This window comes from Tellurirhabdus rosea, assembly GCF_026278345.1.
Classification (GTDB): Bacteria; Bacteroidota; Bacteroidia; order Cytophagales; family Spirosomataceae; genus Tellurirhabdus; species Tellurirhabdus rosea.
The window spans coordinates 2,017,319-2,043,925 of the sequence record NZ_CP111085.1 but is presented as its reverse complement, the minus strand read 5'-3'; the positions used below and the strand labels follow the sequence as shown (position 1 = coordinate 2,043,925).

At 57.0% G+C, this 26,607-nt stretch carries 26 protein-coding genes; 14 read left to right on the top strand and 12 right to left on the bottom strand.

Annotation, left to right across the window (positions count from 1 at the left end):
• Window positions 1–144 precede the first annotated feature (144 nt).
• From ORG26_RS08515 to ORG26_RS08505, 3 genes are all read right to left on the bottom strand, one after another.
• Window positions 145–897, bottom strand: coding sequence for a DUF4397 domain-containing protein (locus tag ORG26_RS08515; protein WP_266368433.1), 753 nt, complete (start codon window positions 895–897; stop codon window positions 145–147).
• A 79-nt stretch (window positions 898–976) separates the two neighbouring features.
• Window positions 977–2,515, bottom strand: a complete 1,539-nt coding sequence (locus tag ORG26_RS08510; protein ID WP_266368431.1) for a SusD/RagB family nutrient-binding outer membrane lipoprotein — start codon at window positions 2,513–2,515, stop codon at window positions 977–979.
• A gap of 29 nt (window positions 2,516–2,544) precedes the next feature.
• Window positions 2,545–5,634, bottom strand: a complete 3,090-nt coding sequence (locus ORG26_RS08505) for a SusC/RagA family TonB-linked outer membrane protein (RefSeq protein WP_266368430.1) — start codon at window positions 5,632–5,634, stop codon at window positions 2,545–2,547.
• Window positions 5,635–5,893: 259 nt separating this feature from the next.
• Here ORG26_RS08505 and aroB point away from each other — a divergent pair, with 259 nt between their 5' ends.
• Complete coding sequence (gene aroB / locus ORG26_RS08500) at window positions 5,894–6,919, top strand: 3-dehydroquinate synthase (protein ID WP_266368429.1); 1,026 nt, start codon at window positions 5,894–5,896, stop codon at window positions 6,917–6,919.
• 125 nt (window positions 6,920–7,044) lie between these two features.
• Entirely contained in the window at window positions 7,045–7,581 is a 537-nt protein-coding gene (locus ORG26_RS08495) for a DUF4136 domain-containing protein (protein WP_323134389.1), read from the top strand.
• A gap of 93 nt (window positions 7,582–7,674) precedes the next feature.
• On the opposite strand, the gene gldA is transcribed toward ORG26_RS08495, so the two are convergent.
• The gene (gene gldA, locus ORG26_RS08490) at window positions 7,675–8,598 is read right to left on the bottom strand and encodes a gliding motility-associated ABC transporter ATP-binding subunit GldA (protein ID WP_266368428.1); all 924 of its coding nucleotides are present in this window, start codon (window positions 8,596–8,598) and stop codon (window positions 7,675–7,677) included.
• Between the two features lie 84 nt (window positions 8,599–8,682).
• On the opposite strand from gldA, the gene ORG26_RS08485 reads away from it, so the two are divergent.
• Both ORG26_RS08485 and ORG26_RS08480 read left to right on the top strand, forming a co-directional pair.
• A complete protein-coding gene (locus ORG26_RS08485) occupies window positions 8,683–9,075 on the top strand; it encodes a lysozyme inhibitor LprI family protein (RefSeq protein WP_266368426.1) in 393 nt (130 codons plus the stop codon).
• A gap of 75 nt (window positions 9,076–9,150) precedes the next feature.
• Window positions 9,151–10,797, top strand: coding sequence for an amino acid permease (locus ORG26_RS08480; protein ID WP_266368425.1), 1,647 nt, complete (start codon window positions 9,151–9,153; stop codon window positions 10,795–10,797).
• Between the two features lie 100 nt (window positions 10,798–10,897).
• On the opposite strand, the gene ORG26_RS08475 is transcribed toward ORG26_RS08480, so the two are convergent.
• Both ORG26_RS08475 and ORG26_RS08470 read right to left on the bottom strand, forming a co-directional pair.
• Window positions 10,898–11,140 (bottom strand): TraR/DksA C4-type zinc finger protein, encoded by a 243-nt coding sequence (locus ORG26_RS08475; protein WP_266368424.1) that lies wholly within the window; start codon window positions 11,138–11,140, stop codon window positions 10,898–10,900.
• Window positions 11,141–11,249: 109 nt separating this feature from the next.
• On the bottom strand, window positions 11,250–11,984 hold the full coding sequence (locus tag ORG26_RS08470; RefSeq protein WP_266368423.1) for a class I SAM-dependent methyltransferase: 735 nt from the start codon (window positions 11,982–11,984) through the stop codon (window positions 11,250–11,252).
• A gap of 81 nt (window positions 11,985–12,065) precedes the next feature.
• On the opposite strand from ORG26_RS08470, the gene ORG26_RS08465 reads away from it, so the two are divergent.
• Window positions 12,066–12,449, top strand: a complete 384-nt coding sequence (locus tag ORG26_RS08465) for a phage holin family protein (RefSeq protein WP_266368422.1) — start codon at window positions 12,066–12,068, stop codon at window positions 12,447–12,449.
• A 69-nt stretch (window positions 12,450–12,518) separates the two neighbouring features.
• Here ORG26_RS08465 and ORG26_RS08460 read toward each other — a convergent pair whose 3' ends face one another.
• The 5 genes from ORG26_RS08460 to panC all read right to left on the bottom strand — a co-directional run bounded on the left by ORG26_RS08460 (window position 12,519) and on the right by panC (window position 16,457).
• Complete coding sequence (locus ORG26_RS08460) at window positions 12,519–13,205, bottom strand: zinc metallopeptidase (RefSeq protein WP_266368421.1); 687 nt, start codon at window positions 13,203–13,205, stop codon at window positions 12,519–12,521.
• Between the two features lie 135 nt (window positions 13,206–13,340).
• Window positions 13,341–13,823, bottom strand: coding sequence for a D-glycero-beta-D-manno-heptose 1-phosphate adenylyltransferase (gene rfaE2, locus ORG26_RS08455; RefSeq protein ID WP_266368420.1), 483 nt, complete (start codon window positions 13,821–13,823; stop codon window positions 13,341–13,343).
• A 76-nt stretch (window positions 13,824–13,899) separates the two neighbouring features.
• On the bottom strand, window positions 13,900–14,940 hold the full coding sequence (locus ORG26_RS08450; protein WP_266368418.1) for a lysylphosphatidylglycerol synthase transmembrane domain-containing protein: 1,041 nt from the start codon (window positions 14,938–14,940) through the stop codon (window positions 13,900–13,902).
• Between the two features lie 104 nt (window positions 14,941–15,044).
• Complete coding sequence (gene panD, locus ORG26_RS08445; protein WP_266368416.1) at window positions 15,045–15,395, bottom strand: aspartate 1-decarboxylase; 351 nt, start codon at window positions 15,393–15,395, stop codon at window positions 15,045–15,047.
• Window positions 15,396–15,581: 186 nt separating this feature from the next.
• Complete coding sequence (gene panC, locus ORG26_RS08440; RefSeq protein WP_266368414.1) at window positions 15,582–16,457, bottom strand: pantoate--beta-alanine ligase; 876 nt, start codon at window positions 16,455–16,457, stop codon at window positions 15,582–15,584.
• A gap of 236 nt (window positions 16,458–16,693) precedes the next feature.
• Here panC and ORG26_RS08435 point away from each other — a divergent pair, with 236 nt between their 5' ends.
• From ORG26_RS08435 to ORG26_RS08410, 6 genes are all read left to right on the top strand, one after another.
• Entirely contained in the window at window positions 16,694–17,503 is an 810-nt protein-coding gene (locus tag ORG26_RS08435; RefSeq protein WP_266368412.1) for a glycogen/starch synthase, read from the top strand.
• Window positions 17,496–18,881, top strand: a complete 1,386-nt coding sequence (locus tag ORG26_RS08430; protein WP_266368411.1) for a DUF4270 family protein — start codon at window positions 17,496–17,498, stop codon at window positions 18,879–18,881. The genes ORG26_RS08435 and ORG26_RS08430 overlap by 8 nt, the downstream gene beginning before the upstream one ends.
• 241 nt (window positions 18,882–19,122) lie before the next feature.
• Complete coding sequence (gene glmS, locus ORG26_RS08425) at window positions 19,123–20,961, top strand: glutamine--fructose-6-phosphate transaminase (isomerizing) (RefSeq protein ID WP_266368409.1); 1,839 nt, start codon at window positions 19,123–19,125, stop codon at window positions 20,959–20,961.
• Between the two features lie 177 nt (window positions 20,962–21,138).
• The gene (locus ORG26_RS08420) at window positions 21,139–21,696 is read left to right on the top strand and encodes an RNA polymerase sigma factor (protein ID WP_266368407.1); all 558 of its coding nucleotides are present in this window, start codon (window positions 21,139–21,141) and stop codon (window positions 21,694–21,696) included.
• Entirely contained in the window at window positions 21,668–22,363 is a 696-nt protein-coding gene (locus tag ORG26_RS08415) for a hypothetical protein (protein WP_266368406.1), read from the top strand. The genes ORG26_RS08420 and ORG26_RS08415 overlap by 29 nt, the downstream gene beginning before the upstream one ends.
• 5 nt (window positions 22,364–22,368) lie before the next feature.
• On the top strand, window positions 22,369–23,472 hold the full coding sequence (locus ORG26_RS08410) for a hypothetical protein (RefSeq protein ID WP_266368405.1): 1,104 nt from the start codon (window positions 22,369–22,371) through the stop codon (window positions 23,470–23,472).
• A gap of 39 nt (window positions 23,473–23,511) precedes the next feature.
• Here the strand turns inward: ORG26_RS08410 and ORG26_RS08405 are convergent, their stop codons facing one another.
• Window positions 23,512–24,114 carry a TIGR04282 family arsenosugar biosynthesis glycosyltransferase gene (locus ORG26_RS08405; protein ID WP_266368404.1) on the bottom strand — a complete coding sequence of 201 codons (603 nt, stop codon included), beginning with the start codon at window positions 24,112–24,114 and terminating at the stop codon, window positions 23,512–23,514.
• Window positions 24,115–24,212: 98 nt separating this feature from the next.
• On the opposite strand from ORG26_RS08405, the gene ORG26_RS08400 reads away from it, so the two are divergent.
• The 3 genes from ORG26_RS08400 (at window position 24,213) to ORG26_RS08390 (ending at window position 26,528) form a co-directional block, all read left to right on the top strand.
• The gene (locus tag ORG26_RS08400; RefSeq protein WP_266368403.1) at window positions 24,213–24,581 is read left to right on the top strand and encodes a Rid family detoxifying hydrolase; all 369 of its coding nucleotides are present in this window, start codon (window positions 24,213–24,215) and stop codon (window positions 24,579–24,581) included.
• 87 nt (window positions 24,582–24,668) lie between these two features.
• Entirely contained in the window at window positions 24,669–26,192 is a 1,524-nt protein-coding gene (gene gltX / locus ORG26_RS08395) for a glutamate--tRNA ligase (RefSeq protein ID WP_266368402.1), read from the top strand.
• 96 nt (window positions 26,193–26,288) lie between these two features.
• On the top strand, window positions 26,289–26,528 hold the full coding sequence (locus ORG26_RS08390) for a hypothetical protein (RefSeq protein ID WP_266368401.1): 240 nt from the start codon (window positions 26,289–26,291) through the stop codon (window positions 26,526–26,528).
• Window positions 26,529–26,607 lie beyond the last annotated feature (79 nt).

The following is a 26,607-nucleotide window of genomic DNA, read 5'->3' as shown; positions in this document are numbered from 1 at the left end:
GGTAAGATGCTCATACGTACGTATAGGTTTAAACGGATTCGGTAACTTTTCATAAATAAAAAAAGCGGTCGTACTGACCGCTTTTCTAAGTAAACGCATGCTGCCCTAATGGTGACGCGGCCCCCGGCTGGAAGCCGAACGAAACTACCGGTTTACGTAGCCTCCCAGACGCGGAGCAACGGCTCCGGTCCGACCGGGAAGACCCTGGGCGATGAGCGTCACGACCCGACCGGCGGCGTTGCTGGTGAAGGCAAAACCCGTTCCGATGTTGGTGGTCGTGCCGGCGGCCCGCAGGTCAAACGCTACGTTGCTGTTCACGTCAACAGCCACAAACTGGCTGGCAGTCCCGGCCGTGATGCCCGTAAGCAGTGCACTGCCGCCGCGCAGAATCAAATCGTACGGCTGACCACCGGGAATCAGGTTGACAAACCGAACGTAGAACTTCGAATTGTCCGGACCCGGCAGTTCGTCGTTCAGCAGGACCGTAACGGGCTGGGCCGCCGTGCCGCCCAGCAACAGCGAGTAGTACTTCTCATTCTGTAATTGAATCTGCTGCGTCGAAACAACCGTCTCGCTGGTTGCTGTTCCGCTGGCCGGCGTCGACAGTTTGGCCGTGTACTGACCCGCCGGAACCACCGCGTAGTTGGCTCCTGAGTTGGGGAAGGTCAGACCGTAGGTGATCGGCTGGACGATGGTGGTAGACGTGGGCGTATTGGCCGAAATCTTCTTGTCGTTCAGGAAAAGATTGACCCCGGCCGTTTCCGGAGCGGAGTGAACCAGCTTGATCCGGGCGCCGTCCACGACAGGCTCATCCTGGGCCGGAATGGTATTTTTCTCGCAGGCAACCGTCAGAAGAGCCGCCGCCGAAAGGAGAAAATAAGAAAGTTTCTTTAACATATCGGAAAGCTTTGGGCCGTCGGTCGGCCAGCCGCAGGTTTTGGCAAACGGCTGGCCGACCGACGACGAATGACTTAGTTTATTGTTGCGTGAACCACAGCGGTTTGGTGTGGAAGTCCAGATCCAGGCCACCAATCTTTGTCAGGGCATCCACGTTCCAGACGTATTCCGAGTTGTAACGCGGACGCAGACGCTGGGCAGGTTTGCCGTTGTTGCTGGTAGTAAAGGCGTTCGGTAACTGGAACGAGGTGAAGACGTCGGCGCTGTAGTTGTAGCGGCGCAGGTCCGACCAGGTTTCGAGGAAGCCCCAGCCCCACTGGGCAATGTATTTCTGGAGCATGATCTGATTCAGCGTCAAATCGGCGGCGGTGGCCGGAATGACGGCCGGATTGGCCAGATACGCAGTCCGCTCGGCTGCTGGTGCGTTGACGTACGAAGCCGTCATGTGCGCTTCGATACCCCGGCGATAGGCGGCCAGTGCCGTAGCTTTATCACCTTTGATAAACGCCGCTTCCGCCTTGATAAACTGAAGCTGGGCATACGTCATGATGGGGAAAGGCCCTTTGTCCGTGAAGATATACTTGCCCGTGGTGCCGACCGGCGGGTTGACGCTCAACTGCGTGCCCCAGGGGCTCTGCACACGCGTGGGAACCGGTACGCTGGCCGCTGTAGACTGGCCGACGCCCGGTATCAGTCCGCGATAAACGTTATCGCCGCTCGGGGCCAGCATGATTGACAGACGCGGGTCTTTGGCCCCGTTCAGCACGGTGCCATCCAGTAGACGAAGGATAAACGCTGACTGGCCAAATGCCTGGAGGTTCTGCCGTAGCGGTCCGAAGAAGCTGCCATCTGCCGTGCTGAGGCCGTTGAACGTAAACAGGGCGTCATCGGCGTTGCCGGTGAAAGCGCTGTCTACATAAGCAATAACCTGGTCAGGCTTGTAGAGGCTTTTCTTGTTGGCCAGACGATGGGCGTTGACGGCAAGCAGGCCATAGGCGAAACGTTTCCATTTCAGCCGGTCGCCTTTGTAGATCAGGTCCCCGCGCTGAAGCTGCACCTGCGAAACCTTCCCGTCGGCCCGGTTCAGGTTTTTGATGCCTTCGGTCAGCAGACGCTGGACTTCCGTATACACTTTGTCCTGGGTATCGTAGTCAAACGTCCGTTTGTTGGGGTCATTCGGATAAGCCTCCGACAGGATAATCTCCCCGTGCACGTCGGTCAGCATCTGCCAGCCCCACGCTTTGGTGACCTGACCCACGCCGAGGTAATCCCATTTCTGGCCCTTCTCCGCGTCCGCGAGCAGGTTTTCGAGGTTTCGGCCCCCTTTAAAATAAACGTTCCGCCAGATTTCGCCACCGGCATCCGAGTTGGCTACGTAACCGTGCAAATCCCAGGTATCCCCACCGCCGGCCGCCTGCCAGTTCTGAACATACCGGCCAATGTAGCGGGCGTCGAACTGCACACCCAGCACGAAGCTGTTGTGGATCGGCGGGAGCAGCAGGGCCGCTTCCACCTCGTCCGGGTTGTTGGGGTTTTTATTGATATCGAGGTACTTGTCGCAGCCACTGAAGGTCAGGGCGAGTCCGGCGAGCAGAATACCACCTATGAATTTTTTCATGAGTCAAGTTTGTCTTTCAAAATCCTAAATCACAGTCCGATGCTGATGCCGACGTTGTAGGCGCGGGGCAGCGGCAGGTTACCGAAGTCGATGCCGTAGCCGCCTGAGCCACCCACTGTAGCGGTCGTAGCGTTAACGCCCGGGTCGCCGCCGGTGTAGTTGGTCAGCATGAACAGGTCCGTTCCCGTAAAGAACACACTCGCCGATTTGAAAATCTTGCTGTTGCCAAAGGCGCTCGTCGGCAGGTTGTAGCGAACGGTTACGTCTTTCAGGCGCACCCAGTTCACATCCCGCTCGATGAAGTTTTCGTCGGCCGGCGCGGTGTAATAGCTGTTGTTGTAGTACGGAATCACCTGGATGGTGTTGGGGGTCGGCGTGGCCGTGTTTTCCAGACCATCTTTCAGCACGCCTCTGAAAATGCGCGGCGTTTCGCGGTCGAGCGTCCGCTTGCTGAGGCCGCGGTTGTAGAGGAACAGTTCCGTGGCATTGTATACGTCGCCGCCCTGCCGAACGTCAAACAGGAAGCTCACCGCCAGATTTTTGTAATTGAACTGGTTGCTCCAGCCAATGACGAAATCCGGGTTCCGGTCGCCCACAATGTTCCAGACCGTTTCGGTGATCGGCAGACCCGTCAGGGGACTGATGAGGATGTCGCCCTGCGTGTTCCGCTGGTAGGAGTTACCCGTCAGCGTCGTCAGCGGGCCACCCGGACGGGCACCGTTCCGGATGTTGCTGTATACCCAGGTGTCCGACATGTAGAATTCGGGCAGACCCGGCATCAGGCTCACGAGGCGGCTGTTGGTCTTCGTAAAGTTGACGATGGTGTTCCAGGAGAAGTTGGCCGCCCGGATGGGTTCCGCGTTCAGCGAAAGTTCGACCCCGTTGTTCCACATTTCACCGCCGTTGACCACGTTCAGGACGAAGCCCGTGCCGTAGCTGGCCCGCAGGTCGCGGATGATCTGGTCGCGGCTGGTCGTTTTGTAGTAAGCGGCGTCGATGCCGAGGCGGTTGTTGAAGAACTTCAGTTCGGTACCTACTTCAAACGAATTCACCTTTTCGGGTTTCAGGTTCGGGTTCGGTCCGGTGAAGCCGTAACTGAATCCGCCGCCCGTGGTCGTCTGGCTTTCGTAGGCCTGTGAGGTCGAGTACGGGGGAGCTTCCTTACCCACCTGCGCCAGCGACGCCCGGAGTTTGCCGTAGCTCAACACATCCCGCAGCGCGCCTTCCTTCACCAGTTCCGTGAAGACAAAGCTCAGCGAGGCGGAAGGATAGAAGAACGAACGGTACGCTTTGGGGAAGGTCGAAGACCAGTCATTACGGCCCGTTACGGTCAGGAACAGCGTGTTGTTGTAATCGACCGTTACGTCGCCAAACGCCCCGACCAGGCGGCGCTGCTCCATGCGGGACAGCGATTTCTGCGTCAGCGGGTCGGTGTTGTTGATGGATTCAAATTCCGGCACCAGGAACTTCTCACCGCGCGTCGACAGAACTTTGTACTGGTTGTCGTAGAGGGCGCTGCCGAGGCGCATGGTGCCCGTAAACTTACCCACTTTGTGCTTCAGCGTGGCAAAATACTGCATCGTCAGGTTGCGGGAGTTGTCGGTCGCCTGGTCGATGGAGCCGCCGATCACGCCGCCCGAACGGTTGGATTCCGGGTGGAATTTGATCAGGTACTGCGTTGACGACACGTCGACCCCCACGCGTCCGGAAAGCGTCAGCCAGCTGGTCGGCACATAATTGAGGCCCACGTTGGCAATCACGCGGTTGCCGAGGTCGCGCAGCCGGTTTTTATTGACATCAAAATACGGGTTTTCAATCTCGCTGCCCGTCGTGACCTTCTTGCGCAGGCCCGTTGCCGGGTCGATGTACACGCTCATGTCGTCGGTCATGGGCCACTGCAGCATGCCCAGCATGAAGCTGTTCTGGCCTTTGGAGACCTTCTGGTTGCTGGTGTTGATGTACTGCATGGTGGCTTCCGAGGTCAGTTTGTCGCTCAGTTTGGCCGTTCCGCTCAGCGTCAGGTTCAGACGGTCGTATTTAGTGGTCGGAATCACGCCCTCGCGGGTCGAGTAGCTGCCCGACAGGCGGTAGGTATACCGGTCGGTACCTCCTTCAAACGAGAGGTTATGACGCTGGCCCATCCCCGTTTGCAGGAAGTTGTTCATGTTGTCGTAGAACGTGGTCCCTTCGGCGTATTTGGGCCCAAAATAGTTGAACGTGGCGTTCTGAGCGATCCCGTTGTTGCCCTGGCTGTAGACCTGCTGGAGTTCGGGCAGACGGCCTACTTTTTCAAACGTAAAGTTGTTGCTGTACGTAATGCGGCCCTGGCCCGAGCGGCCTTTCCGGGTCGTGATCAGAATGGCGCCGTTGGCCGCCTCGACGCCGTAGAGCGCCGCCGCTTCGGGTCCTTTCAGGATCGTGACGGTTTCGATATCGGCCGGGTTGAGGTCCGAGGCGCGGTTGGCGAAGTCCACGGTCCGGTTGGCAAAGGAGCTGGACGAGTTGCGCTCGGCCACGAAGTTGGCACTCTGGGCCGTCCGGTTGTCGATCGGCATGCCGTCGATGACAAACAGCGGCTGGTTGTTACCGCTGATGGAGTTGACGCCCCGGATGATGACCTGCGAAGAGGCACCCGGCATGCCGCTGGTGGTGGCGATGTTGACCCCGGCGACACGGCCCTGCAGACCGTTCAGGAAATTGTCGCGCTGCGTCTGGGCGAGGTCCTGGCCGCCCAGTTCGGTGACCGCGTAGCCCAACTGGCGTTTTTCCCGTTTCACGCCCAGCGCCGTCACCACGACTTCGTTCAAATTACCCGCTTCCTGTTCGAGGGTGATGTTGATGACGGTTGCGTTGCCCACAACGACGTCGCGGTTCTTGGTGCCGATGAAGCTGAAGCGGAGGGTCTGGCCGGTGCTGGCCGCGATGCGGTAATTGCCCTGGGCGTCGGTGGTAGTCCCGCGGGTGGTTCCCCGCACGATGACACTGGCTCCCGGAATTGGACTGCCATCCTCGGCGGAGGTGACTTTCCCCGTGATGGCGTTATCCTGCGCCCATGCACCGAGTACGGTCAACCCGCTCAAAATGACCATAAAGAGCCATTTCTGTAGAGAGTTGCTCATTATTAAGTTAGCTTTGGTTAAAGAAAAATCTAAAATACAATCTCAAATCTGGCTTATTTTGAAGACATAATCAACAGGGTCACAGTAGAAATAGTAATACAAACCGGGATGGCACGGCTATGCATTGCATATAATTGGTTTATTTTGTGCAATAAAATTTGGCCCCTGCCCCGATTCTCCTGTTGATTTATCTGTCCTGTGGAGCAAGGCTTATAGGACCTTTTCTGTGAAGTTTTTAAATTTTTTTATAAAACATTAAATGTCTGTACTTATTTCTGCGGTTTCCGACTCATTGCCCCGCTTTCTGAACGATCGTTCGTATTCGTCCGTGGCGGTGCTGGTCGACGCAAATACCCGCAAACATTGTTACCCGTTGGTAAAAAAATTATTACCGAAACATATTCTTATTGCCATCCCCGCCGGCGAAGAACACAAGCATCTGGCTACCTGTGAAACCGTCTGGCAGGCGCTGACGCGAGCCAATTTTGACCGGTACGGCCTGCTGATTAACCTCGGAGGCGGGGTAATCGGCGATTTGGGCGGGTTTTGTGCGGCCACCTACAAGCGCGGAATCGATTTTGTGCAGATTCCCACCACCTTACTGGCACAGGTTGATGCCAGCGTGGGCGGAAAGCTAGGTATTGACTTTCACGGATTTAAAAACCATATTGGGGTGTTCAAACTGCCGGAAGCCGTCCTGATCGACACGGCTTTTCTTCAGACGCTTCCGGAACGCGAACTTCGGTCGGGCTTTGCTGAAATCATCAAGCATTGCCTCATCGCTGACGCGGGCAGATGGGACGACATTCGCCGCCGTGACCTGCATGAACAAGACTGGGAGGCCCTGGTGGCGCATTCCGTCGAAATCAAGAAAAAAGTGGTCGAGCAAGATCCAACCGAGAAGGGAATTCGTAAGATTCTCAACTTCGGTCACACGCTGGGCCATGCCATTGAAACGCACTTCCTCAACATACCCAAAAAACGCCTGCTGCACGGCGAGGCCATTGCGGCAGGCATGCTGGCGGAGGCCTGGCTGGCCTTCAACCGGAAAATGATCGATGAGCGGCTGCTGGGTCAGATCGAAGAATACCTGTTTTCCATATACGGCCGGGTGGCCCTGTCGGACGCCGATATCGAGCCTATTCTGGCCCTGACGCGGCAGGACAAGAAGAACCGCGGCGGCCAGGTCCGCATGGCGCTGCCCAACGGACCGGGCAGCTGCGCCTTCGACCTGACCGTCACACCGGCTGAAATGCGCAAAGCGCTTGAGTATTACCGGGCTTAGCCTGTTCGTACGGAGAAGGCCGGTTTTAGTTTGGAGTCGTATTTTTTTGTAAACCTATCGGTAACAAAAACAGTTTGTCCTAACGAAATCAACTAATCAGTCCAGCTAAAAAGTGTCGTTTACGTATGAAGCATTTTGTCGGTGTTTTGATTGTCGCGGCCCTCGCGGGTTTGGCAGGGTGTATGCCCGGGAAGTTATTCGTAGAACATGATTACAGCTACGAAGGTCATTTCAAGAATTACGAATCGTTTAATTTCCTGGAGTGTGAGTACGTGGATTCGACGCTGCTGTGTTCGGACATTCAGGACGCTATCCGTCACCAGATGGAAGCCCGGGGCTATCAGGTAGCCAACCGCAGCCCGCACCTGTTGATTTCGTACAACATCTTCCGCAACGACCTGCGGTTCCGGGGCTACCAGCAGCCGGTCATCAAGGATTGGGTCGTGAGCGAAGATAACGATGCCACCTACAAACGCATTGATTACAACCTGGATGAAGGCACGCTGATGATCTCGCTCATCGACGCCGAAACGTATCAGGTCATCTGGAAAGGGTATGCCTCACGCGTGACTAAACACCCGAACTATAAGAACAACTACTTCAAAGGAATCGTCCGGTCGATCTTCGACCAGTATCCACTGATGGCGCAAGCCCGGAAGTAATTAAAAGTTAAAAGTTAAGAGTTAAAAATAAGCTCCGCTGAGGGTTAAAACCTGAATCAGCGGAGCCTATTTTTAACTCTTAACTTTTAATTCTTAATTTCCTTTGGTGAGTTCGCGAAAGAGGCCTTCGAGGCTGTTTTCCTGCTGTTTCAGACCGACCAGCGTCAGGTTTTTGTCGGCCGCGAGCCGGAAGATGGCCGCGCGCACGTCGGCGTTCCGGTCGGCCACGATCCGGTAATGCCCGCGCCCCAGCGGTTCGACCTGCCGGACACCCGCCAGTTCGGTCAGTACGTTTTCTCCTGTCAACTCTTCTTCAAATTCGGCTACGATCGTGACCGTATCGGCCGAGGCTCCGCGCAGTTCGTCCAGCCGTCCGTCGGCGACCAGCCGTCCCCGGTTGATAATGACAACCCGGTCGCACAGGGCTTCCACTTCCTGCATGATGTGGGTCGAAAAAAGGACCGTTTTTTCCCGGCCCGCCTCCCGGATGACGTTGCGGATTTCGGTCAGCTGGTTGGGGTCCAGACCCGTCGTGGGTTCGTCCAGAATCAGTACGGGCGGATTGTGCAGCAGCGCCTGGGCCAGACCCACCCGCTGGCGGTAGCCTTTGGATAACTGGCCGATGCGTTTGTGCTGTTCAGGTCCCAGGCCCACCCGCTCGATAATCCCGCTGATTCCGTTGGCTAATTCGGGCCCCTTCAGGCCATTCAGCGAACCCGCAAAGCGCAGGTACTCCTTCACGTACATGTCCAGATACAGCGGGTTGTGTTCGGGAAGATAGCCGGTGCTGCGCCGCACGTCCATCGACTGGGTCCGGACGTTGAAGCCCGCTACTTCGACGGTGCCGCCGGTGGGAGGAAGGTAGCCCGTGGCGATCTTCATCGTCGTGGATTTTCCCGCGCCGTTGGGACCGAGAAACCCGACAATTTCGCCCGGTTGAACCGAAAAGGAAATATCATCTACGGCCCGCTGGCCCGTGCTGTACTGCTTGATTAAGTTCTGTACGTGAATGGACATGGTAGCATAGAAACGCTTCAAATTTGAAAAGTATTTCTATTTTTAGCATCACAAATCAACAAGTATCCGTATTCATCGTACTAAATGACCAAAAACTACCTGCTTTTGAGCGTGGCTCTGCTGGGAAGTCTGGCGGCGGCCGCTCAAAGTGCCAGCCCGTCTGCCTCCCGGCCCGACTGCTCAAATCCCCAGACGCAATCGGACATGAACTACTGCGCAGCCCTTAGCTACCAGAAGGCTGACAAGGACCTGAATGCGGTCTACAAAAAGCTCACCGGACTGATGACCGCCGGCGAGAAAGCCGTCCTGGTTCAGGCGCAGCGGCAATGGATTCTGTTCCGGGATGCCCATTGTAAACTTTACGAAACCCGCTACGCCGGCGGCTCCATGATGCCCATGATGGTAGCCACCTGCAAAGAGGAAATAACCCGCTCGCGGATCAAAGAACTAACCGTATTAATCGAAGAAACAAAATAGTCGTACGCCGTCAGTGGCTCCGCCGGACTCTGTGGGAGGCGGACCATTCACCCGTACGGACTTACTCCCAGTTTTATGTCTGACTCCATTTTCAGAAGAAAAAGCGTTAACCAGGCCGTAGGCGATGCCGACGACAGCAACTCCTCCCACCTTGTCAAAGTGCTGGGTGTCCGCGACCTGACTTCCCTCGGCATTGCGGCCATCATCGGGGCCGGAATCTTTAGTACCATCGGTCGGGCCAGCGTCAACGGCGGGCCCGCCGTTTCGCTGCTTTTTGTCTTTACGGCCATCGCCTGCGTTTTTACGGCGCTCAGTTATGCCCAGTTTGCCTCGACGGTGCCGGTGAGCGGAAGCGCCTACACGTACGCTTACGTTTCGTTCGGGGAGATTTTTGCCTGGATCATCGGCTGGGCGCTCATTCTGGAATATGCCGTCAGCAACATGGTGGTGGCAATTTCGTGGTCCGAGTATTTTACGTCCATGCTGACGGGCTTCGGCATCCAGTTTCCGGGCTATTTATCGACCGACTACGGATCGGCGGCCGCCGCGTTCGAGAAATCACAAACCGCCGGGGCCGTCTTGACGGGGGGAGAGCAGCTGCTGGCCCAGGCTTACGCCGCCGCGCCGACATTTGGTGATTTGCGGCTGATCATGGACCTGCCGGCTGGTCTGATCACGGTGCTCATTACAGCATTGGTCTACATCGGCATCAAGGAGTCCCGGACGGCCAGCAACATTCTGGTCGTGCTGAAACTGGGCGTCATCCTGCTGGTCATTGCGGCGGGTGCCTTTTTTGTCAAACCGGCCAACTGGTCGCCGTTCGCTCCAAACGGAATTTCGGGCGTCCTGAGCGGGGTGGCATCTGTTTTCTTCGCTTTCATCGGGTTTGATTCGATTTCGACGACGGCCGAAGAGTGTAAGAATCCGCAGCGGGACCTGCCCAAAGCCATGATCTACTGCCTCATCATCTGTACCATCCTGTACGTGCTGATTACGCTCGTACTAACGGGAATGGTCAACTACAAGGAACTGGGCGTAGACGACCCGCTGGCGTATGTGTTTCAGAAGGTGGGCATGGATTTTGTGGCGGGCGTTATCTCCGTGAGTGCGGTGGTCGCCATCACGAGCGCGCTGCTGGTGTACCAGCTCGGCCAGCCACGCATCTGGATGACCATGAGCCGCGACGGACTGCTGTGGCCCGCCTTCTCCCGCATTCACCCGCGTTACCGGACGCCTTCCTTCGCGACCTTCGTGACCGGGGCGCTGGTGGCGATTCCGTCGCTTTTCCTCGACATGCAGTTTTTCATCGACCTGACCAGCGTCGGGACGTTCTTCGCCTTTATTCTGGTCTGCGGCGGCATTCTGTATCTGGATGCGAAGGGCATTTCGGCGCAATCCAAGTTCAAAGTGCCGTACGTGAACGGGAAGTTCCTGGTAGGGCTAGGCTTCGTCGGTACGCTGGTCTGGGCGTATGCGTCGGGAAATCTGTTTTCGGCGATGGAAGAAAAGCCGCTCCAGATTGTGTTCTGGCTCGTCTGGGCAACGCTCTCGGTCCTAAGCTTCCTGCGTAATTTCTCGCTGCTCCCCGTGCTGGGCATCCTGACGAACCTGTATCTGATGACCGAACTCGGCCTGAGCAACTGGCGGATTTTTGGCATCTGGCTCGTGATCGGGCTGGTGATCTACTTCCTCTACGGCTACCGAAAAAGTAAACTGTCCTGAACCGGGATTGACGGTGATTTTTAAGGATTAACAGGATTGGCTTCGCTTCCAGATAAATCATAGTTAATCCTTAAAATCACCGTCAATCCCGGTTCGGACATCAGTTGCGCTTCTCCCGCGTCATGAACTGCGACGCTCCGGTGCCGCGCCGCTGCTGCATGTGCTGAAGTCGACGGGCGTCGTCCTGCGACATCAATTGCAGGGCCGAGTACTCCGTCTTGCCGGTAATCATCGGGAAGCCGGCCACCCGCTGCGCGCCCGAACAACGGACGCAGGTCTTGGTATTCGGAAGGGCCTTCAAACGACCTTCGGGGATCTCGTTACCGCACTTGACACAATACATATCTTTTCCGCTTGCTGGTACATCAATAAAACACCCGGCAAGCGAGGAAAGTGCCCGTTTTGTTTCGATTGGTTAGGTTGTATTGTCTTGATATTCAGAGTGATAGGGGTTATTTTTTGAAAAAGATAATGTGTTGCTGAGGCAGCGTTCTGGCTACTTTTTCAAACATGAGGCCCACCGCTTTCATCTCCCGGGTAGCCTGCCGAACGCTCATTTTGTGCAGGGGTTTGATGGGCACGCTGGGGTCTTCGGCGCGGTATTCCACCAGCACCACCCGGCCGCCGGGGCGCAGGGCTTTCACAATTTGACGCATCATTTCGTAGGGATGCGAAAACTCGTGGTACGCATCCACCATCAGCGCCATATCGATGCTGTTCGGAGGAAGTTTCGGGTCCGTGATGGTGCCCAGCACGGGCTGCACATTGGACGCCTTCTGCTTTTTCCGGTTTTCGTTCAGGTACTCGATCATTTCCGGCTGAATATCGACGGCCAGCACGCGGCCCTGCGGTACGGCCGGGGCCATGCGAAACGTAAAGTAACCGGTGCCGGCGCCAATATCGGCCACAACGTCGGTCGGTTTCAGGGCAAGGGCGTCGAGCAGCAGGTCGGTGCGCTCTTCCTGCTCACGTTCGGGGCGGTCGAGCCAGTCGGCCCCCAGATGGCCCATCACCTGCGCAATCTCGCGACCCTGGTACTGTTTGCCGATGCCGTCGCGGGAGGCATCCCGGTATTGATACAGCGAATCGGCCGTTTGGGAAGCGGTGCTTTCCCGTCCCGTCGACTGGCCACAGGATAAGTCAGTTAGTAAACCAAAGAGCGCTAACGGTAACAGAATCAGCTTCATAGAAGGCGGTTTTTTTTCTGATGTATGAACAACCGTACAGGCAATCTGTTTAACATTGCACGCAAACAATCCTATCTGTCTATGAATTTCATCCTTCATTTGCTGCTCGATGCGGCCATCATCTTCGGCCTGGCTTACCTGATGCCCCAGATTGATGTTAAAAACTTTGGAACAGCCATCCTGATTGCCTTCCTGCTTGGAGTCCTTAACTTCTTTATCGGCTGGATTATCAGCTTCCCACTCAACTTGGTGACGTTTTTCCTGCTGACCGGCCTGGTAAGACTGGTCGTCACGGCGTTGATCCTGAAACTGATCGATAAGATGATGTCCAGCTTCACCATTCACGGGTTCTGGCCCGCCCTACTGATTGCCGCCGTGATCGCCTTCGTCGGCGGACTGATCGACCAGCAGCATGCGCCCAACCCCCGCGTAGAACAGATGCAGGAATCGGTCGCGCTCCGGTAGTCATTGACCCGTACAAAAAAAGAAAGGCCCGGTTCGAAAGCCGGGCCTTTGCTATGAAAAAGAGTGAGATTAGTTGTTGCGGCGGCTGCCCATCAGAATGCTGACGTAGTACAGCAGCGTAGCCAGAGAGCCCAGAGCCGCTACGACGTACGTCATGGCCGCCCACCACAGGGCATCTTTTGCGTATTCGTGTTCCTGCCGGTTCACCACACCCCGAGTATCAATCCAGGCCAGGGCCCGGCGGCTCGCGTCGAACTCCACCGGCAGGGTGATAAAGCTGAACAGCGTCGTGATGGCAAACAGGGCCACCCCAAGCGCCAGCGGCAGAATCGTCGTGTTGATCAGGAAAATCCCGATCAGGATAATCCACTGCATGTACTGCGACGAAATGGTCAGGAACGGCACCATCGCCGAGCGGAACTTCAGCGGGCCGTAGGCCGTAGCGTGCTGCACGGCGTGACCGCATTCGTGGGCCGCCACCGCCGCCGCCGCTACCGAGCGACCGTAATACACGTCCGCGCTCAGGTTGACGGTCTTGTCCTGCGGATTGTAGTGGTCGGTGAGCATCCCTTCCACGGACAGGACGCGGACGTCATGAATACCGTTTTCCTGCAGCATCCGCTGGGCGATTTCTGCCCCGCTAAGGCCGTTTTGCAGGCCAACCTGTGAGTACTGGTTGAATTTACTACGCAGCCGCCAGCTTACTGCGGCGCTGATTAAGGCAAAAAGGATGAAGATAATCCAATATCCGGGCATCGTTCAGTCAAAGTTTAGTAAGGAAGATTCAGTTGCGAACTTCCCTAATGAAACAATTTTTGTCAAGGGAAGGGTTCGGTTTTTGTCTAAAACTATGACCGTTTAACGCGGCAGGCCGCCATTTGTCCCATGCGGTTACTGATAAGCCTGCCGGATTTTCTCAATCAGTTTGGTTGTCGAATACCCCGGCACCAGCGCTACCGTCTGCACGCTTCCCCCGTTCTGAATAACGAAATCCGCCCCGACGATGTTTTCTACGCTATAATCATCGCCCTTGACGAGAATGTGGGGACGAACGGCCTCAATGAGTTCGAGCGGGGTCGGTTCGCCGAAGAGCACTACGGCATCTACAAATTCCAGCGCGGCCATGAGGCGGGCGCGGGCGTATTCGTTGACGACCGGCCGCAGCGGACCTTTGATGCAGCTAACGGAAGCGTCGGTATTCAGGCCAAGAACGAGCCGGTCGCCCAGCGAACGGGCTTTTTCCAGATAATCGATGTGGCCGAGGTGAACGATGTCAAAACAGCCGTTGGTAAAAACAATGCGCTGTCCGGCGGCCCGCCAGGCTTCGGCCTGCTGCACCGCTTCGGGGCGGGTAAGAATTTTGGATTCGGTCATGCGGCGAAGATACTACGTACGGTCTTTTATCCGTGCCCTGACCCGGAATCGGGGCACGAATGGCGTGGCACAAAACTTACCGGCCCAGGTTGACGGGCTCCGTGGCGGCCGTCTGCGCAAGCGGGCTGCGATTCTGGCGGAACAGCACAATCAGGAAGCTCAGGCCGCCCAGCAGCAGCGTCACCAGCGTCTGCACGGCGTGCATAAACGTGGCCAGCACGATTCCGTCCTGCTGCGTCAGTCCGTACAGCACCAGCGTGTTGCCCACCAGCAGGTGAAACGGCCCGATGCCGCCCTGAACGGGGGCCGCCATGCCAATCCCGCCCATGATCAGAATGGTCAGACCAGCCAGCATATCCAGCCCCGACGTCTGAGGCATCGAAAAGAACAGGACATACGACATGAAGTAGTACGTCACCCAGATCAGCACCGTATGGAGGGCGAAGGCCCCGGGATTTTTCAGCTTCCGGACGCTGAGCAGCCCTTCGAGCAACCCGTCCGTAAACTTTCTGATTTTCTGGAAAAACGGCTTTTCGCGCAGCACTTCCTTGTACTTGTTGTAGAAAAACCAGACCAGCACCAGCCCGCCGAGCAGCGAACCCGCCAGGATGATGAGCGGCCAGGAGTTATCCTTCAGGCCCGGAACGTTCAGTTTTGACGAAAAGAAATCGAGGAAAAAAGTGCTCAGCCGGTCGAATTCGAGCAGGAACGTACCGGTAATGAGCGTCAGCAGGACCAGAACGTCGAAGACGCGTTCGGCTACCACCGTGCCGAAACTCACGTTCACCGGAACCCCTTCCAGCCGGTTTAGCGTGCCGCAGCGCGTCACTTCGCCCATGCGGGGAATGATGAGGTTGGCAAAATAACCCGTCAGCACCGCCAGGGTCGTATCAAAGGCCGACACCCGCCGACCGACGACCGGCTCCATGAGCAGGCTCCAGCGGTAGGCCCGGCTCCAGTGCGCCAGAATGGTCAGCAGACCCGAAGCAATGATCCAGCGATAATCGGCTTTGCGGAAGGCGTCGAACATCGCCGCCAGATTGATGTCCTTGAATACGTACCAGAGAAGTCCGGCGGCAATTCCTAGTGAAATGGTGTACTTGATGATGTTCTTCATGCAGTTGGTGACTCCGAAACGACGGTTTCAGAAACGAAGAGAGTCAGTTTCCGTACCAAAAATAGCGGAAACTGACTCTTACCGAAATGAAATTTTTATTAATCCTATTTGACAAGCCGGTTTTCGGCGTCCGGAAAGACGACCGTAGGCTTAAACGTGCCGGCTTCTTCCTGCGACATCATGCCGTACGCAATGATGATGATGATGTCGCCAACCTGAGCCCGCCGGGCTGCGGCGCCGTTGAGGCAGATGATGCCCGAACCGCGTTCTCCTTTGATGACGTAGGTAATCAGGCGTTCGCCATTGTTGTTGTTGACGATATGAACCTGCTCATTTTCAATTAGTCCGGCGGCGTCCATCAGGTCCTCGTCGATGGTGATGCTGCCGACATAGTTCAGTTCGGCCTGCGTCACCCGGACCCGGTGGATCTTCGATTTCATTACAGTAATGAACATGGGCGATTTCTATAGGCTATCTGGTTACGATAGGGGCGCAAAGGTAATGATTCCGCCCCAGTTATCCAGTCAGCGAAAGAACGTTGGGGGAGCGGGAGAAGTTCAGCGAGCAGTTATCAGTCGTCGGTTGCGCTGCCTCCATTCGAAACCTGCGAAGCGACTGACCACTGCCTGACTGACGACTTTTTAAAACACCAGATTGTCGATAAGCCGCACTTTCCCGAGCTGCGCGGCGATGAGCAGGGCGGTGGTGCCGGGCGCCTGGAGGTCGCCGACCGGCTGGAGCGTGTCCGCGTTGGCGATTTCGAAGTATTCGAGGCGGAATTGCGGCAGGTCGGCAAAGTGCTGCGCTACCGCTGCCCGGGTGGCGTCCATGGGCGTTTCGTCGGTGAGGAGCGACTGCGCCCGCGTGAGAACCCGGTAAAGTTCGGTGGCCTGCCGGCGCTCGTCGGGCGAAAGAAGCCGGTTGCGCGACGACATGGCGAGGCCGTCCGCTTCGCGCAGGGTGGGGCAGCGGACAATCTCGACCGGAAAGCTCAGGTCGCGCACCAGCCGCTTGACGACGGCTACCTGCTGCAGGTCTTTCTGGCCGAAATAAGCCCGGTCGGGCTGCACCAGGTGGAAAAGCTTGGCCACCACGATGCCCACGCCGTTGAAGTGGCCGGGCCGGAAAGCTCCTTCCATCACCGTTTCCAGATCCCCGAAATGAATCTTCAGCACCGCCGGGACGGGGTACATTTCGGCCACGGAGGGCGCAAAAACCGCGTCGCAGCCCGCCGCTTCCAGTAGCGCCAGATCGGCTTCGAGCGTACGCGGATACCGGGCCAGATCGTCGGGATTGTTGAACTGCGTCGGGTTGACAAAAATGCTGCACACCGTCAGGGCGGGCTCCTGACCGAAGTCGCCGCCGAGATGCCAGAGGTCGGTGCGGGCCGCCTCGATCAGCGACAGATGGCCTTCGTGCAGCGCCCCCATCGTGGGCACAAAGTGAACAGGTCGTCCGGCCCGCCGAACGGTATTCAGGTAGCGGCGAAGCTCGGTGGCGGTTGAAAAGATGTGCATCGGGGGAATGATTGAATGATTGATTGGCTGAATGACTGATTGGAAGTTTCGGCGGAGCGGTTCAGTTATTCAGACAATCAATCATTCAATCCTTGAAATAAACCTGCAATGATACAAAAAGAGTAGATTTATGACGCAAATTCTATTGAAATCTGAGATTTTTTTGTATAATTTTGCAAGTTTTTTAGGAGTTCAAGAATGAACTACCGTCCACTACTATAGCCCCCGATCGTTTTATGAGCAAACTTCGGATTCTCTACGTTGCCAGCGAAATTAACCCCTTCCTTCAAACCTCTGATGTAGCCGATTTTGTTCGGAAGCTTCCGCAGGAAATGCAGGAACGCGGCATGGAAATTCGTATTCTTGTGCCCCGTTTCGGCCTTATTAACGAGCGGAAAAACCGGCTGCACGAGGTGGTCAGGTTGTCTGGTATTAATATCACAGTGGGCGATGAGGAAAAGCCCCTGATTATCAAGGTAGCGTCGATTCCGAATGCCAAGCTGCAGGTGTATTTCATCGATAACGAAGATTACTTCCAGCGGAAGCACGTCTTCTTCGATAAAGAGAACCGCTTTTACGAAGATAACGACGAACGGGCGATCTTTTTCTGCAAAGGCGTCCTCGAAACCGTGAAGAAACTTGGCTGGTCGCCCGACATCGTACACTGCAACGACTGGATGACGGCCCTGATTCCGCTGTACCTGAAAACGACCTACAAGAACGACCCGATGTTCAAGGATACAAAATCGGTCTTTTCGGTGTACAATAATTCGTTCACCCACCGTTTTACCGATGACATCGTCGAGAAGGCCAAAGCGATGGACATCGACGAAGAAATGCTGTCGCACCTGAAAACAGGCGATTTTGAAGGATTCGTGAAAATCGGCTGCGCCTACGCCGACGTGGTCGTGAAGGCCGATGAAGACTTCAGCGACAGCTTAACCAGTATTTTGAATGACCTGCCTGAGAAAAAAATTGAACTTACGGAAGAAGACGAAAATGTCGCCGAACGGTATTACACCCTCTACACCGAGCTGGTTGGCTAAGGTCTTCGCGATCACCTGGCTGGCGGCTGCCTCTCTGTGGCTCACGGCCTGCGAAGAGCCGAAGGAAATTGGATTGACCCCGACAACGCCGGTCGGGGTTTACTATACGGACACCTTTACGGTCCGCACCTCCACCGTGCTGCTGGATTCGGTGCAGACCGACCGGACCGGCCGCCTGCTGATCGGCCGGTATACGGACCCGACGTTCGGCAGCCTGACGGCCCGGGCGTTTGCGACGGTCGATCTGGGCACGCTGCCCAACATCAACAGCGTGAAGCTGGACAGCGATGTCATCTGCGATTCGGTAAAGCTGATCGTCGATTACCGGCTTGCCTACGGAGATACCACCAAGCCCCAGACCGTGACGGTACACCGGCTTTCGCAGGAACTGGATTCTACCCGGCGGTACACCACGGCGAGCCCGGCCCCGCAGTTTGAAGCGCAGCCGCTGGCTACGCTCCAGATTCTGAGCGGGCCGACCACGACCGGAACGTCCATCGTTTCCAACCTGTCCAAGTCGCTTGGCGAGGAACTGCTGGGCCTGCTGAAAGGCGAAGGGTCCACCCGGTTCAACTTCCGGAAAGCCTTCAAAGGGCTTGCATTTATCCCGGGCAGCGGCAACACGTCGGTGGTATCGCTGGGAGCCAGTGGCGGAACGGGCATTATCCTGTACTACCGGAAGCCGGACGCCACCACGGCGCAAAGCATCAGCTTAATCATCGATCCGGTCACGTACCGGGCCAGTGCCTTTTCACAGGTAACGTCCAACCGGACGGGCACCCCGCTGGCGGCGCTGACGTCCACGCAGCCCCTGTCGCTGACGGCGGGCGGCGGACAGACCTACGTGCAGGGCGTCACCGGCGTCACGACGCGGATCGAACTGCCGACCGTCGCGGAGCTTAAGAAGCAGGGCCCTGTGGCCATCAACCGGGCCGATCTGATCATTACGCCGACCGGCACCGCTTCCGGAACCTCCCAGCCGTTTTATCTGACGCTGGGCGAGCGCGATGCCAGCAACCAACTGGCTTACACCATGCAAAGCACGACCCGGCGGTATCATTTCGTGCAAACCAGCGTCGGCGCGTTTCTGAGAGGCCCGCAGAGCTGGACGTCGCCGCAGTCGTCGGTCATCGGGGCCGAGAACCGGAACGCGTTTACGTTTGACGTGAGCGGTTATCTGCAATCCCTTTTGATGGATTTCCGTCCGAACAACGGGCTGGTTGTGGTGCCGCTCAGCAGTCCGAGCATCGTGACGACGACCCAGTCCGGAATTCCCGTTTATCAGGCTCAATCCGTCATAAACAACCAGTTAACGGCCACGACCCTGGGTCCCAAAAGCGTTCGTCTGGTGGTGTTTTATACCCGGCAAACGCAATAATCGCATTTTTAATAAAATTTAAAATTTACGGAAAACCAGCCAGTTACGGCTGGTTTTTTATTTTTGCTCATTCGTTAAATACAAAATGGGTTTTGCACGGTTTTACCAGAACACCTGTCTGTTCGCCGGATTGGTACGGCAATTGCGTATACGGTAGCACGTAGCAGGACGCTGGCGTTGCAGATGAACTGGTACTTATCCCGGCTTTTACCCCAAAACTTACCCAAAAATCCCAAAGCATATGTGCGGAATTGTAGCGTATGTAGGACACCGCGAGGCCTGTCCCCTGATTTTGAAAGGTCTGAAACGACTGGAATATAGAGGTTACGACAGTGCCGGTCTGGCGCTGCTCAACGGCGACGGCCTGAAAGTTTACAAGAAAAAAGGAAAGGTTACGGACCTGGAAGGCGAGCTGGCAAACAAGGAACTGCACGCTACCATCGGCGTCGGACACACCCGCTGGGCGACCCACGGCGAACCGAGCGACCGGAATTCGCACCCGCACTACTCGCACGACCGCAAGCTGGCCATTATTCACAATGGCATCATCGAAAACTACGCCGCCATCAAGCAGAGCCTGATGAAGAAAGGCTACGAGTTCCGGTCCGACACCGACTCCGAAGTGCTGATTCAGTTTATCGAAGACATCAAGAAAGAAACGGGCTGTTCGCTGGAAGAAGCCGTCCGGCTTGCGCTGCAGGAAGTGGTCGGCGCGTACGCCATTGTCGTGATCGACGAGGATGCCCCGACGCAGCTCATTGCCGCCCGGAAAGGCAGCCCGCTGGTCATTGGCATCGGCGAAGACGAGTTTTTCTTTGCTTCGGACGCGACGCCGATCATCGAATACACCAAAGATGTGGTCTACCTGAACGATTACGAAGTGGCCACCGTGCGCAACGGCGAACTGAAAATCGTGACGCTGGACAATACCAAAACCACGCCCTACATCCACAAGGTGGAGCTGGAGCTGGAAGCCATCGAAAAAGGCGGCTTCGACCACTTCATGCTGAAGGAGATCTTCGAACAGCCGCGGTCCATCGCCGATAGCATGCGGGGTCGCGTGCGGGCCGACGAAGGACACCTGCAACTGGGCGGCCTGCGGGATTATCTCGACAAAATGGCGGCGGCCAAGCGGATCATCATCATCGGCTGCGGAACGTCCTGGCATGCCGGGCTGGTAGCGGAATACATCTTCGAAGAACTGGCGCGGATTCCGGTGGAGGTAGAATACGCTTCCGAATTCCGGTATCGCAACCCGATCATTTCGGAAGGCGACATTGTGATTGCCATTTCCCAGTCCGGCGAAACGGCCGATACACTGGCAGCGATCGAACTGGCGAAGTCGAAAGGCGCGACGATCTTCGGCGTGTGCAACGTAGTCGGCTCGTCCATTGCCCGGGCGACGCACGCGGGCGCTTACACCCACGCCGGTCCGGAAATCGGGGTGGCCTCGACCAAAGCCTTCACAGCCCAGGTGACCGTGCTGACGCTGATGGCGCTGGCCGCCGCTCACCGCAAAGGCACCATTTCCGACAGCCTGTTCCGGCAATTGCTGGCCGAGCTGGAAGCCATTCCGTCGAAGGTGGAAAAGGTGCTGCAAAGCGCCGGGAAGATCAAGGAAATCGCCTACATCTTCACCTACGCCCGCAACTTCATCTACCTCGGCCGCGGTTTGAACTTCCCCGTCGCGCTGGAGGGTGCCCTGAAACTGAAGGAAATCAGCTACATCCACGCGGAAGGGTATCCGGCCGCCGAAATGAAGCACGGCCCGATTGCGCTGATCGACGAAGATATGCCGGTGGTCGTGATCGCCGCCAAAGACAGCTCGTACGAGAAGGTAGTTTCCAACATTCAGGAGGTGAAGGCCCGCAAAGGCCGCGTCATCGCCGTGGCCACCGAAGGCGACACGCTGCTGCCGGAGATGGTCGATTTTGTGATCGAAATTCCGAAGGTCCACGAAATCCTGATGCCGTTGATTTCGGTCATTCCGCTGCAACTGCTGTCGTACGACATTGCCGTGATGCGCGGCCGCAACGTGGACCAGCCGCGGAACCTGGCCAAGTCGGTGACGGTCGAGTAGAGCTGATTTTATAAAATTTGGGTGGTGCCGCGAATCAAGTCGTGGTCCCACCGCGAAGGTCTGTAAGCGCATAGTCTTGCAGACCTTTTTTATGGCTGAAGCCTATTTTTTACTTTTTTATTCCCTTCAGGCAACCCCTTCCGCACATTCCGCATTTCTGTCAATAGAAACGCACGTATGGACCAAAACCTCATTGAGCAATGCCAGCGCGGCAACGCTTTCGCACAGAAGCGGCTTTTCGACCGGTACGCCAATCGCCTGTACCGGGTCTGCCTGCGGTATGTGCGGCATGAGCCGGAAGCGGAGGAAGTGCTGATGAACGGTTTTCTGAAAATCTTCCGGTCCATCGACGGCTTTCGGTACCAAAACGAAAACGCGCTGGAAGCGTGGCTGCGGCGCATTATCGTCAACGAGGCGCTGCAACACCTGCGGGCCCGTCGGAGCCTGCCGACGTTCTATGCCGAGGACGCCCTGGCGGCCGAAGCAGACCCGCTGCCCTTGCCCGATGCGGGTCTGGATGCGGACCGGATTACCGAACTGATCGCCCAACTCCCGCCGGGTTACCGGACGGTGTTCAACCTATACGTGGTCGAAGGCTACAACCACCGGGAAATCGCGGAGCAGTTGCGCATCACGGAGAATACCTCAAAATCGCAGCTGAGCAAAGCGCGGGCAATGTTACAGGACCTTTTACTCAAAAACGGATATGAAGCCGAACGCCGACGAACCCATTGACCGGCTGGTCCGAGAGGCACTCGCCAGAGAGGCCGACCGCCCCGTCCCCTCCTTCAACCCGGACCGGACCTGGGCGCGGCTGACCCAGGAGTTGCAGCCGGAAAAAAACCGTCGGCGGCCGGTTGCCTGGCTGTGGGCCGCCAGCCTGACCGGACTGCTGTTGGTGATTGGAGCGGGCTGGTATCTGCGCGGACAGAAACCGATTGTTTCCGGCCCGACTTTCGTGAAAACGAAACCCGTCCGTCCGTCGCAACCAGCCCCCGTTGTAAGCCTTGAAAAGCCGGAAGAGTCAGGATTTGCGGAGCAAAAGCAGCCGGGGCGGCTTTCCCGCCATGCCGGACCTGTTCGCGGCGTACCGGCCAGACTCCTTCCGCCGCCGACCGGGTCCGTACCGGAGCGGGTCGATACCAGCGCCCCGTCGCAGCCGGAAGTCGTTCAGGTGGCCGGTGGACCGGAGAGCCCTACGGTGGTTCCGGCGGCCGCCAGCGGGCCGAAACGCCGTTTTCAGGTGATGCATATCAACGAATACCAGGCCGAGGAAGACGCCCAGCCCCGGCTGTACCGCACGGAAAGCATGGTTCGCTTAGGCAGCCCGCCCTCGCCGGACGGAGCCGTTGCGCCCCCGTCCGTTCAAATCATCCTGCCCCAACGTCATAAATCCAACTAAGACCAATGAAATACCTTGTGTTAATGGCCTTGCTCCTGATGAGCCTGGCGTGGGACGCCGTTGCCCAGCAAAATCAATCGCACATCCGGTCGAGCCGGCATACGGGAGGCGCTTTTCTGGGGCGCAGCCATATCGAAGTGGATCTGGGACAGCGCAATACGCTGCTGATCGGATTTGATTCGTATGCCCAGGTACGCGCCCACCGCAACATTGATTCGGTGCTCCGGCTCTTTGCCGCGGATTACCGCAAAGTTGCGGACCCGGCCGAAGCGGGCACCCAGTCCTTTTACGCGTTCTTCCGGCTTGCCGACACGGACCGGACGCTGGACCTCCGCCCGTATCCGCAGCCCGCCGCTTCCTTCCGCCTGAGCGACGGCGGCCAGCCGGTGTTGCTCAAGACCCGACAGGATACGCTTCATATCGTGTGGCGGACGCGCGAAACCGCCGTCAATGCTCCGGCGCAATCCTACGATTTCCACGTCTACCTGTTGCTCAACAGTCTGGCCGATGCCGAGCGGGTGGCCCGACAGGGCGTCAACGCCCGGCTGCAACAGGCACTGCAAGCCGTTGAAAATTACAAAGCCCACGACCTGACCAGTCCCAAAATGGCCTTTGACCTGGTGCAGCAGGAAGGCAAAGCGCCTGATTTTATCAGTCCGGGGCTGGCCCGCAGTCCGTCGCTGATTATTTCGCCGGGTATCGGGGTGGGGCTGGTGCGCAACCAGTGGGTGCCGTCCGCGGCACTGGACCTGCAGTTTGTGCCCAGCCGGATGCGCAACGTGGCGTACTCGGTGGGCTATCTGTCCAATTTTTTCTTTCAGACGCCCTCCGACGGCAGTTACCGGAGCCTGCGCAACGATTTCGTGAACGTAGGCGTGACCTTTTATCGGAACGACCGCGGCAACGTCCGGTCATCGTTCAGCCGGGTTCTGGCCGGATTTTACGTCGGGATGCCGGTCTACCGGCGCGGCGGCTATTTCGACCGGAACACCATTCGGCTCAGCGGGACGGTGTTTCACCACGGCCTGATCAAGATACAGCCCGAACTGTACATGAAAGGCGCTTTCCGGAATGTGTTTCCGGGCGTGCGCGTGTCGGTAGGACTTTGAACTTCTGTAGAGACGCCGGATTAGGCGTCTCTCGTTTCTTTACAGTAGGCGATACCGCTTCGCATCGGCCCATTCGTCCACGTCCGACAGCGTTTCCAGCAGTCCGTACTGGACTTTCTGGGTGTCCAGCTCGGCCAGCGTCTGGCGCAGGAGGGTGGGCTGGCTCCAGGGTTTGTTTTCAAAAATGCCGGGAATGAAACGGCTCATTCCCATCAGATAATAACCGCCGTCGGTGGCGGGGCCGAAGACCACTTCGTTGTCGGCCAGTTCCATAAACGCTTCCTGCACGTGGCGGACCTTCAGGTCCAGGCAATCGCTGCCGATGATGAGGACGCGCTCGGCCCCGGCCTCAAACTCCTCCCGAAACGCCTGCTGCATGCGGGTGCCGAGGTCGCCATCGGCCTGGAGTTTTTTGTCAAAGCCGTTCCAAAGGTCATTTTCATTAACAAAATCCGCATAACAGACCGTACGGCGTAACTCCGTCGGCAGCGGAAGGGTCAGGGCGGCGACCACCTGCTGGGTGTGGGTGAGCAGATGCCGGTAGATGTCCGTCGCCTTCTCCGGACCGATCCGGCGGGCAAGGCGGGTTTTGACCTGACCTTCAATGGGGTTACGTACAAAAATAAGCAGTGAATAACGCATGAACGGGACAGAAAAGGAGCGACGCGTTTGGTACGGGCCGGAAAATCGGCGACTTTTGCACCCAAAACGCATCTGAAAGTTACTCTACCCCGGTGAAAATGAATAAAAAAGTTATTTACGCCGCCAGTGCCCCCGCACCCATTGGTCCCTATAGTCAGGCGATTCTTGCCAACGACACGCTGTACGTTTCGGGGCAAATCGCCTTCGAGGAATCCCAGAAAGGGGATATCAAAGCCGAGACGCGGAAAGTGATGGAAAACATCGGTGCCATTCTGAACGCCGCCGGTATTTCCTACGAAAATATTGTCAAAGCCAGCATCTTCGTCAAAGACCTCAACCATTTCGCCGCCATCAACGAGGTGTACGGCGGCTTTTTCTCGACCGAGCCTCCCGCCCGCGAAACCGTCCAGGTAGCCCGCCTGCCGAAAGACGTCAACGTGGAAATCTCGGTCATCGCAGTTCAATGAGTGATTGAGTGATTGAGCGATTGAGTGGGTAATGCTGATCCCCTTAATTGCTCAATCACTCATTCGCTCAATCACTCAATAAAATCTATGTCTCAGGAAATTCGTGTCCGTTTTGCGCCCAGCCCGACGGGTCCGCTGCATATTGGCGGCGTTCGGACAGCCCTTTATAATTATCTTTTCGCCCGCAAACATGGCGGCAAAATGCTGCTGCGGATTGAAGATACCGACCAGAACCGGTTTGTGCCGGGAGCGGAAGAGTACATCCTCGAAGCTCTGCGCTGGGTAGGGATCGAAATCGACGAAGGCGTCGGCGTCGGAGGCCCGCACGCGCCTTACCGCCAGTCCGAACGGAAGGACATTTACCGCAAAGAAGCCGAGCGTCTGGTCGCCGAAGACAAGGCGTATTACGCCTTCGACACGGCCGAAGAACTGGAGGCCATGCGCAAACGGATGGAAGCGGCCAACGCCCCGGCGGCCCAGTACAACTCCATCACGCGTCTGCAGATGACCAACTCGCTCACGCTGTCGGCCGAGGAAGTGGCGCGGCGCATCGAAGCCGGCGACCCGTACGTCATCCGCCTGAAAGTGCCCCGTAAGGAGGACATTCGCCTGAACGACCTCATCCGCGGCTGGGTCGTGGTGCATTCTTCCCAGATCGACGATAAGGTGCTGCTGAAGTCGGACGGCATGCCGACCTACCACCTGGCCAACATCGTGGACGACCATCTGATGGGCATCACGCACGTCATCCGGGGGGAAGAGTGGCTTCCGTCGGCGCCGCTGCACGTGCTGCTGTACCGCTACCTCGGCTGGGAAAGCACCATGCCGCAGTTTGCGCACCTGCCGCTGCTGCTCAAACCCGACGGCAACGGCAAGCTCAGCAAGCGCGATGCCGACCTGGGCGGTTTCCCGGTATTCCCGCTGCAGTGGACCGACCCGTTCAACGGGCAGGTGGCGCGCGGTTTCCGCGAAGACGGCTACCTGAAAGAGGCGCTGGTCAACTTCCTGGCGTTTCTGGGCTGGAATCCGGGCACGGAGCAGGAACTGTTTTCGATGGACGAACTGATTCAGGCTTTCAGTCTGGAGCACATCCACAAAGCCGGGGCGCGGTTCGATATTCAGAAAGCGAAATGGTTCAACCACGAATACCTGCGCCGACTTCCGGAAGCGGAACTGGCCGCTACGATCCAGCAGCAGGCCGAAGCCGACGGACTGGAGTGTTCCCTGGAAAAAGCCGAAAAAATCGCCGGGCTGATGAAGGAGCGGGTTTCGTTCGCGCACGAAATTTACCCGCAGTCGGCGATGTTCTTCCGGACGCCCGAGAGCTACGACGAAACGGTGCGGGCGGCGAAGTGGAACGACGATGCCCGAAAAGCCGCGCAGGTGGTGCGGGACGCGTTTGCCGGACTGGATACGTTTACGGCCGAAACCGCAAAAACGGCCATTGCGGAGTCGCTGGCCGCCGCGGGCATCAAGCAGGGCAAGGTGATGCAGGCCCTGCGCCTGGCCCTGTCGGGCGTGGGAGCCGGTCCGGATCTGATGATTACGCTGGAGATCATCGGCCGGGACGAAGCCGTAGCCCGCCTCGACAAAGCGCTGACACAACTTTAACTTAGTTATGAATTATGAGTTAAGAGTTATGAGTTAGTTCATAACCTGCCTTAACTCATAACTCTTAACTCATAATTCATAACTCTTTTTGAAGGTATGGCCAAGAAACCGATAAAACCGGAAGACCCGCAGGAGGACAAGCCCCGGGTGCATAAAGAACTGGAAGGGTTCGACATTAAAATCAATACGTTCGGCGAAATCACGACGAGTTTCGACATCGACCGGATCAACGAGTTTCTCAACAAAACCGTCGACGACAAGAAGCTCCGCCACCGCAAAGACCTGAAGGACCCCAAAGGCCGGAAGGACGAGGAAGGAACCGACGAAGAGGAGTAATCCGGGAAAATTGAAATGAAGAATGAATAATTAAGAATGAAGGAGATGCGGACGTTTTGCAAATCCGTGCAAAACTTGT

Coding starts and splice junctions, on each gene's coding strand:
- ORG26_RS08515 (WP_266368433.1), bottom strand. CDS start 897: ATGTTAAAGAAACTTTCTTATTTTCTCCTTTCGGCGGCGGCTCTTCTG.
- ORG26_RS08510 (WP_266368431.1), bottom strand. CDS start 2,515: ATGAAAAAATTCATAGGTGGTATTCTGCTCGCCGGACTCGCCCTGACC.
- ORG26_RS08505 (WP_266368430.1), bottom strand. CDS start 5,634: ATGAGCAACTCTCTACAGAAATGGCTCTTTATGGTCATTTTGAGCGGG.
- aroB (WP_266368429.1), top strand. CDS start 5,894: ATGTCTGTACTTATTTCTGCGGTTTCCGACTCATTGCCCCGCTTTCTG.
- ORG26_RS08495 (WP_323134389.1), top strand. CDS start 7,045: ATGAAGCATTTTGTCGGTGTTTTGATTGTCGCGGCCCTCGCGGGTTTG.
- gldA (WP_266368428.1), bottom strand. CDS start 8,598: ATGTCCATTCACGTACAGAACTTAATCAAGCAGTACAGCACGGGCCAG.
- ORG26_RS08485 (WP_266368426.1), top strand. CDS start 8,683: ATGACCAAAAACTACCTGCTTTTGAGCGTGGCTCTGCTGGGAAGTCTG.
- ORG26_RS08480 (WP_266368425.1), top strand. CDS start 9,151: ATGTCTGACTCCATTTTCAGAAGAAAAAGCGTTAACCAGGCCGTAGGC.
- ORG26_RS08475 (WP_266368424.1), bottom strand. CDS start 11,140: ATGTATTGTGTCAAGTGCGGTAACGAGATCCCCGAAGGTCGTTTGAAG.
- ORG26_RS08470 (WP_266368423.1), bottom strand. CDS start 11,984: ATGAAGCTGATTCTGTTACCGTTAGCGCTCTTTGGTTTACTAACTGAC.
- ORG26_RS08465 (WP_266368422.1), top strand. CDS start 12,066: ATGAATTTCATCCTTCATTTGCTGCTCGATGCGGCCATCATCTTCGGC.
- ORG26_RS08460 (WP_266368421.1), bottom strand. CDS start 13,205: ATGCCCGGATATTGGATTATCTTCATCCTTTTTGCCTTAATCAGCGCC.
- rfaE2 (WP_266368420.1), bottom strand. CDS start 13,823: ATGACCGAATCCAAAATTCTTACCCGCCCCGAAGCGGTGCAGCAGGCC.
- ORG26_RS08450 (WP_266368418.1), bottom strand. CDS start 14,940: ATGAAGAACATCATCAAGTACACCATTTCACTAGGAATTGCCGCCGGA.
- panD (WP_266368416.1), bottom strand. CDS start 15,395: ATGTTCATTACTGTAATGAAATCGAAGATCCACCGGGTCCGGGTGACG.
- panC (WP_266368414.1), bottom strand. CDS start 16,457: ATGCACATCTTTTCAACCGCCACCGAGCTTCGCCGCTACCTGAATACC.
- ORG26_RS08435 (WP_266368412.1), top strand. CDS start 16,694: ATGAGCAAACTTCGGATTCTCTACGTTGCCAGCGAAATTAACCCCTTC.
- glmS (WP_266368409.1), top strand. CDS start 19,123: ATGTGCGGAATTGTAGCGTATGTAGGACACCGCGAGGCCTGTCCCCTG.
- ORG26_RS08420 (WP_266368407.1), top strand. CDS start 21,139: ATGGACCAAAACCTCATTGAGCAATGCCAGCGCGGCAACGCTTTCGCA.
- ORG26_RS08415 (WP_266368406.1), top strand. CDS start 21,668: ATGAAGCCGAACGCCGACGAACCCATTGACCGGCTGGTCCGAGAGGCA.
- ORG26_RS08410 (WP_266368405.1), top strand. CDS start 22,369: ATGAAATACCTTGTGTTAATGGCCTTGCTCCTGATGAGCCTGGCGTGG.
- ORG26_RS08405 (WP_266368404.1), bottom strand. CDS start 24,114: ATGCGTTATTCACTGCTTATTTTTGTACGTAACCCCATTGAAGGTCAG.
- ORG26_RS08400 (WP_266368403.1), top strand. CDS start 24,213: ATGAATAAAAAAGTTATTTACGCCGCCAGTGCCCCCGCACCCATTGGT.
- gltX (WP_266368402.1), top strand. CDS start 24,669: ATGTCTCAGGAAATTCGTGTCCGTTTTGCGCCCAGCCCGACGGGTCCG.
- ORG26_RS08390 (WP_266368401.1), top strand. CDS start 26,289: ATGGCCAAGAAACCGATAAAACCGGAAGACCCGCAGGAGGACAAGCCC.